The 6,361-nt window shown below is 36.0% G+C and carries 7 protein-coding genes; 2 read left to right on the plus strand and 5 right to left on the minus strand.

Annotated elements, in window-relative coordinates:
* Positions 1 to 139: 139 nt before the first annotated feature.
* The 5 genes from fabZ to mreB form a co-directional block, all read right to left on the minus strand.
* Positions 140 to 562, minus strand: coding sequence for a 3-hydroxyacyl-ACP dehydratase FabZ (gene fabZ, locus ACPYKA_RS17545; RefSeq protein ID WP_479543507.1), 423 nt, complete (start codon positions 560 to 562; stop codon positions 140 to 142).
* 215 nt (positions 563 to 777) lie between these two features.
* Positions 778 to 1,059: a DNA-directed RNA polymerase subunit beta gene (locus ACPYKA_RS17550; RefSeq protein WP_479543501.1), complete on the minus strand. Its 282-nt coding sequence runs from the start codon at positions 1,057 to 1,059 to the stop codon at positions 778 to 780.
* Positions 1,060 to 1,123: 64 nt separating this feature from the next.
* The gene (locus ACPYKA_RS17555) at positions 1,124 to 1,939 is read right to left on the minus strand and encodes a flagellar hook-basal body protein (RefSeq protein ID WP_479543502.1); all 816 of its coding nucleotides are present in this window, start codon (positions 1,937 to 1,939) and stop codon (positions 1,124 to 1,126) included.
* 13 nt (positions 1,940 to 1,952) lie between these two features.
* Positions 1,953 to 2,774 carry a flagellar hook-basal body protein gene (locus tag ACPYKA_RS17560; protein ID WP_479543503.1) on the minus strand — a complete coding sequence of 274 codons (822 nt, stop codon included), beginning with the start codon at positions 2,772 to 2,774 and terminating at the stop codon, positions 1,953 to 1,955.
* Positions 2,775 to 2,814: 40 nt separating this feature from the next.
* Complete coding sequence (gene mreB / locus ACPYKA_RS17565) at positions 2,815 to 3,816, minus strand: rod shape-determining protein MreB (RefSeq protein WP_479543504.1); 1,002 nt, start codon at positions 3,814 to 3,816, stop codon at positions 2,815 to 2,817.
* Between the two features lie 604 nt (positions 3,817 to 4,420).
* Between mreB and ACPYKA_RS17570 the strand changes: the two genes are divergently transcribed.
* Entirely contained in the window at positions 4,421 to 4,717 is a 297-nt protein-coding gene (locus ACPYKA_RS17570; protein ID WP_479543505.1) for a DUF4190 domain-containing protein, read from the plus strand.
* Between the two features lie 102 nt (positions 4,718 to 4,819).
* Entirely contained in the window at positions 4,820 to 5,842 is a 1,023-nt protein-coding gene (locus ACPYKA_RS17575; RefSeq protein ID WP_479543506.1) for a nuclease-related domain-containing protein, read from the plus strand.
* Positions 5,843 to 6,361: the final 519 nt, after the last annotated feature.

Raw genomic sequence — 6,361 nt, forward strand, 5'->3', positions numbered from 1 at the left:
GTTAATACCAACATAGCCATAAATATCCTTTTAAACATAAAATCTCCCTCCCTTACATTATTTCTTCCCTCTTAGCTTAACCATTTTTTTTCAGGTCATTCTTGCTAAAGGATTTAATTTTTGTAAGAGAGATTAATTTTTATTTTATTGCAAACATTATTTCCGCTTCACAGGCAACTTCCCCATTTACGGTAGCGATTCCTTTTCCTTTTCCTATTGCACCTCTCATGCGAATAATTTCCACTTCTAACTGAAGCTGATCACCTGGCTTCACTTCTCGTTTGAAGCGGCATTTATCAACGCCAGCTAAAAAACCAATTTTCCCTTTATTTTGCTCCATATCAAGCACTGCGATTGCTCCGACTTGTGCAAGCGCCTCTAAAATAAGCACCCCTGGCATAACAGGATATTCAGGGAAATGACCTACAAAAAACGGTTCATTTGCCGATACATTTTTCAGACCTACAACACGTTTTCCTTCGTCCATTTCGAGCACTTTATCAACAAGTAAAAAAGGATAACGGTGTGGAATAATTTCTTTAATTTGTTGTACATCTAACATCGTTATTACTACCTCTTTCAATTGAAATTTTCTTATTAAGAACGAGATTTCCTTTTAAGTAAAAAACCGTTGAAATGGCACTTTTTCTCATGTATTAGCTCCAACAAATTTGCTGGCTAACTTTTATCGATAAGGAGTGCGGCTTATTCAACGATTTTGCTATACTTAAGGTGAAACGTTTTTCACTAAAGACCCTTGATGAAAGAAGACTCTACCTATTCTTTTTCAACAATGTCTAAAATATGTTGCCATGTTTGTAAATCTAGAGCGTCAGTCGGATTTCCGTCACCTATAACACCATAACCGACAATTACACCTATTATCAAACACAGACCAAATAGAATGAGAACTACAATAATGCGCAACCATATAGGAAACTTACGAACTCGATACTGTTTGCGAACTTGTTTTTTCGCTCGTCTCGCTTCTTTTTTGGTTTCATTATCTTCTATTGTGTTTTCATTCGTTTTTTCTTTATTCGCTAAGTTTGTTGCCATTTCAATTTCACCTTTACTATTCATTTAAAAAGTTTTTAAATGATTAAATTGTAACTTATACAAATTAACGTAATTGATTTACAAGTCCTTGCATCTGATCGGCCATCGTAATTGTTCTTGAATTAAATTGATAGGAGCGCTGTGCATTAATTAACTGATTCATTTGTTCACCGATATTAACATTTGACATTTCGAGTGCTTGGCTTTGTAAAAAACCCGTATTCATATCGACTGGCTGAACTAGATCATTTACATTCACACCAGCTCCATCCGGTATTCTAAATAAATTATCACCGATGGCTTCTAGACTTCTTGAACGTGAAATTTCAACAACAGATAGTGCCCCAACTTGTTCAACCTCAGTTCCACGCTTTACTGTAATCACACCGTTATTTTCGATATGGATATCATCAAAATTTGCTGCAAATTGTATAGGTCCATTTATACCGATAACAGGATCTCCGTCTTTTGTTACAATTACTACTTCTTGCCCGTTGTTAATAGGCTGTAAGTAAAAAGCTCCATCCCGTGTGTACCGGATTTCATTTTCTCCTTGAATTTGGTAAAAATGATGTTCATTTAGTAACACCGTATCTAACGCACGATCCGTATTTTGAATTGCGCCGAGGGATAAATTATTGTTTATTGCTCCAAGTCTTGCACCTGTCCCAACACGAATTCCATCTGGTGTAAGCCGACCCCTAGCATTTTCAGGATCTGTCATATTCATAATCTGCTGGGTAAGGAGGCTTGAAAATTCCGCTTGTCTTGTTTTATAGCCGGTTGTTTGACTGTTTGCTAAGTTATGACCAATCATATCAATTTGGTTTTGCAACTGATTCATCGTAACCGCTGCTTGCCCCATTGTACGTAGTGTCATCGTTTATCCCTCCTTATCCTAATCGTGCAATATCATTAACTGCTTTCCCCATACTTTCATCATATGCTTTTAAAACGCGTTGATTCATTTCAAAACTACGATATGCATTCATCATATCTGTCATAGACTGCATAGCATTTACATTGGAACTTTCCAAATGCTGTTGATGAACGGTAAAATTCGCTCCTGCCGCGTCTGGATTTACTGCATTAACATTCCCTGCTTCTGCACTTAATAAATCATTTTCCTCTTTTATTAATTCATTCGTATTTGCAATATAGACAATTCCAAGTGGCGCATTTATACCATCCCCTTGGACAACTCCATTAGCCGTCACGGTAAACTCAAGTCCGTTCGTTTGTATTGGATTACCAGTTTGGTTAAGTACATAATAACCTTCATTTGTTGTGATAAAACCTTCTGCATCCACCGTGAAGTTACCATTTCTTGTGTAACGCACATCCCCGTCAGCGTTTTGAACGGTAAAAAAGACTCCACCTGTTTCATCAGGTGTATCATTATCAACAAGAGCTAAATCCGTAAACATACCTGTTTCCCTAATATCTCCTTGGGAAAAATTTGGAATGGACTCCTGTGCATATACTCCCGTATGCAAACTACCGATCGGTCTGTTAACCGGTAATTTTAGTCCATTTGTCGTCGGAATATTTTTGGAACCCATCTGTCTAATTAACATTTCCGGAAATGAACGCAAAACACCTTGGTCTGCTTTATAGCCCGGTGTATTCGCATTTGCTATATTATTTGAAACTAATTCTTGATGCCGCTGCTGGGCAATCATCCCACTTGCTGCTGTATAAAATCCTCTTAACAAGTGTCCCCACTCCTTGGTTGATCGAAGCTCTTGTTAACATTTAGCCAATTTTTACGCGATCAATTTTATCGATATTTGCAAGCATTATTCCTGTTCCTTTTGCAACACAGTTCATCGGCTCCTCTGCTACTAAAACAGGTACTTTTAATTCTTCTGCAAGTAACTGATCAATACCGTGAATCATTGCACCGCCACCTGTTAAAATGACTCCACGATCGATAATATCAGCAGATAATTCAGGTGGTGTCCGTTCTAAAACAGATTTTGCCGATTGAACAATTAATGTAACCGATTCTCTTAATGCTTCTTCAATTTCTTCTGAATTAACCGTAATCGTGCGAGGTAATCCACTTACCATATCACGTCCACGAATATCGATACTTTCATGTCTGGAATCTTTAAATACGGTTCCAACATGTATTTTTATATCTTCCGCTGTTCGTTCACCGATAAGCAGTTTATATTTTTTCTTAATATACTGTAATATATCGTGGTCAAACGTATCCCCAGCAAGTTTGATCGACTCAGCTGTTACGATATCTCCCATGGAAAGTACTGCAACATCTGTAGTACCACCACCAATATCAATGACCATATTACCACTCGGCTGGAAAATTTCCATTCCCGCACCAATAGCAGCAACTTTTGGCTCTTCTTCCAAGTAAACTTTACGTCCACCTGATTTCTCAGCCGCTTCCTTAATCGCTTTTTGCTCCACTTTTGTAATATTTGTTGGGCAACAAATAAGCATTCTTGGTTTGGATAAAAATCCTTTAACATTAATTTTATTAATAAAATGCTTCAGCATTGCTTCTGTCACATCAAAATCTGCAATAACCCCATCTTTTAGTGGGCGGATAGCTTCAATATTTCCAGGCGTTCTTCCCACCATTAAATATGCTTCTTCACCAACTGCCAGCACCTTACCAGCTACGCGATCCATCGCTACTACAGCCGGCTCATTTAAAACAATTCCTTTACCTTTTACATGTATCAATACGTTTGCAGTTCCTAAGTCAATTCCAATATCTCTCGAAAACATGAATTACTAGTCCTCCTAATCACAGATCGTTCCAAATTTTCTCACCTGTTTAATAGTATACTTCTAACATTACATTCTACCACAAACTAATACAATAAACCGCAAATTTTGCAATTAAATTTTCAGAAGTTTATTTTGTATTAATATGATGTAATTTAATCGACAAAAATGAGTCGAGAATGTTGATTTTAATTGGAATTGAAATCGTTTACTTGGCGTGATTATTGAAGGTTTTGTGTGGTTAAATTGAGGAGTGCGTGGTTATTTTGAAATTACCGTGGTTAAATTGAATTCTCCGTGGTTATTTCGTGATTCTCGTGGTTAATTCGCATTCTACGTGGTTATTCTGAGATTTAGCTGGTTAAATTTCTTACCCCGTGGTTATTTTGATATCCCCGTGGTTAAATTGAATTCTACGTGGTTATTACGAGAATTGTATGAATAAATACTTTTGTAGTTAATTCCCACTTCCTCATGGGTAAACATTCTTTTTAGCTAGAAAATATTTTTTAATTAAATGAAACGTATTGATAAACTTAAGGTGATAAGGTAATCTAAATTTACGATTATACATATTGTATATAAAGTTGGAAGGAGGGATTGCGTGGAGGATGAAATGAAAGTTCAAAATGAACCTCAAGTAATTGAAGTAAAGACAGTGCAAGGGAATGGCCTTGCTGTCGCCTCTTTAGTTATGGGGATTCTCGGCGTGGTACTGAATTTAATTCCATTTATTCCTTATATATTTGGACTCTTAGCTATTATTTTTGGCATATTCGCGTTGACTGAGCCGATACGTAAAGGTTTTTCCATAACAGGTATCATTCTGGGTGCGCTAACATTTGTCTTTAAAATTGGTTGGTGGCTCTTGCTCATACTGAGTGCCGCCGCTTCAGCTTAGCTTTTTGCTAAGCTTTTTTTATTTTTTTAAAAATATGCAGGAGTTTATCAGTTAATGTCGAATTAAATATATATAACAACACAATTAGGGAGGAATTTCTACTTGATTTCATTTAAAAAACGGCATAAATCACATCACTTATTGTCACATGAAGCGCTATTTAGAAGGTTAAAACCAAAATACAGATATAACGAAAACCTTCAAGCCAATTATCAAAGATATCGAGCGGGTCATCTCGGTGAAACAAATGTTGATTACAAGCTTTCTCTATTTCCGAAAAAAGATTTTTTCCACCTTCCTAGCCTCAGATTAAAGAATAACCTCAAATATTTTCAAATGGATTCCATCATACTTACTCCCAAACTTATTTTTGATTTAGAAATAAAAAACCTTAAAGGATCTTTGGAGTATAACGCCTCTAACAAACAACTTATCCAAAGTGACGGAACTAAAAGAACCTGCTACAACGATCCACTTCTTCAGGCAAAAATTCAAAAGCGACATTTACAATATTGGTTAGGACAATTTGGTATAAAAATTCCAATTGTGACGTTGGTCGTTTCTACCAATCCAGGTTCCATTATTCGAAATGAGGAAAATGATCCACTTTTTAATGAACATTTCATCTCCTTGGAATATTTAATATTTAAACTTGAAGAAATATATGATTCATATCAGAAATATATTTTAAGTTTTCATGATTTAAAAAAACTGTATCAGTTGATGATAAAACACGATAGACCGCTATTTTCCAATCTCATAAATTATTACAATTTGAATAGTGATCATTTCATCAAGGGTATCGCCTGTGAAAGATGTGACTTTTTTCCATTGAACAGGAACCGCGGATATTGGATTTGTCCCAAATGTGGACAAACAGATTTTCATGCACATGAGCGAGTTATATTAGATTACTTCCTTTTGTACGAGTCAGAAATCACCTCGAAAATTTGCACTAACCTGCTACAAACTGCTACTCAAAACACTGTATATCATCTACTTACATCTATGAATTTAAAAAGAATCGGTGGGAAGAAAAACAGAAAATACCTGTCACCAGAATTAAGCAAATTTCCTCAAGATGCAATTCCAAAAATTTTTACTACTTCAATATTAGATAAATAAAATTTTGACTAGAACCGGGTTATTTTCCTACAACGCGGTTCTTTTCTTGTTATTGCTTGTATGGTTATTGCAGGAATTCAGTTGACTAGTTAAATTCTAACGCCGTGGTTTTTTTTTCGAAATCCTCATGGTTAAATCGGATTCTTCGTGGTTATTCCGGAAATTGGCTGGTTAAATCGTTGCGACGTGGTTATTTCGATATCCCCGTGGTTAAATTGATTTCTGCGTGGTTATTCCGGAAATTGGCTGGTTATATCATTACGTAGTGGTTTATTTCGAAATCCTCATGGTTAAATCGAGTTCTTCGTGGTTATTCCGGAAATTGGCTGGTTATATCATTACGTAGTGGTTTATTTCGAAATCCTCATGGTTAATTCGGATTCTTCGTGGTTATTTCAGGAATTGGCTGGATAAATCCTTTCACCGTGGTTATTTCGAATTTCCCGTGGTTAAATCGGATTCTTCGTGGTTATTTCAAGAATTGGCTGGATAAATCCTTTCACCGTGGTTATTTCGAAT

Origin of the sequence: Pseudogracilibacillus amylolyticus (SeqCode) (assembly GCF_051918545.1) — a bacterium.
Classification (GTDB): domain Bacteria; phylum Bacillota; class Bacilli; order Bacillales; family Amphibacillaceae; genus Pseudogracilibacillus.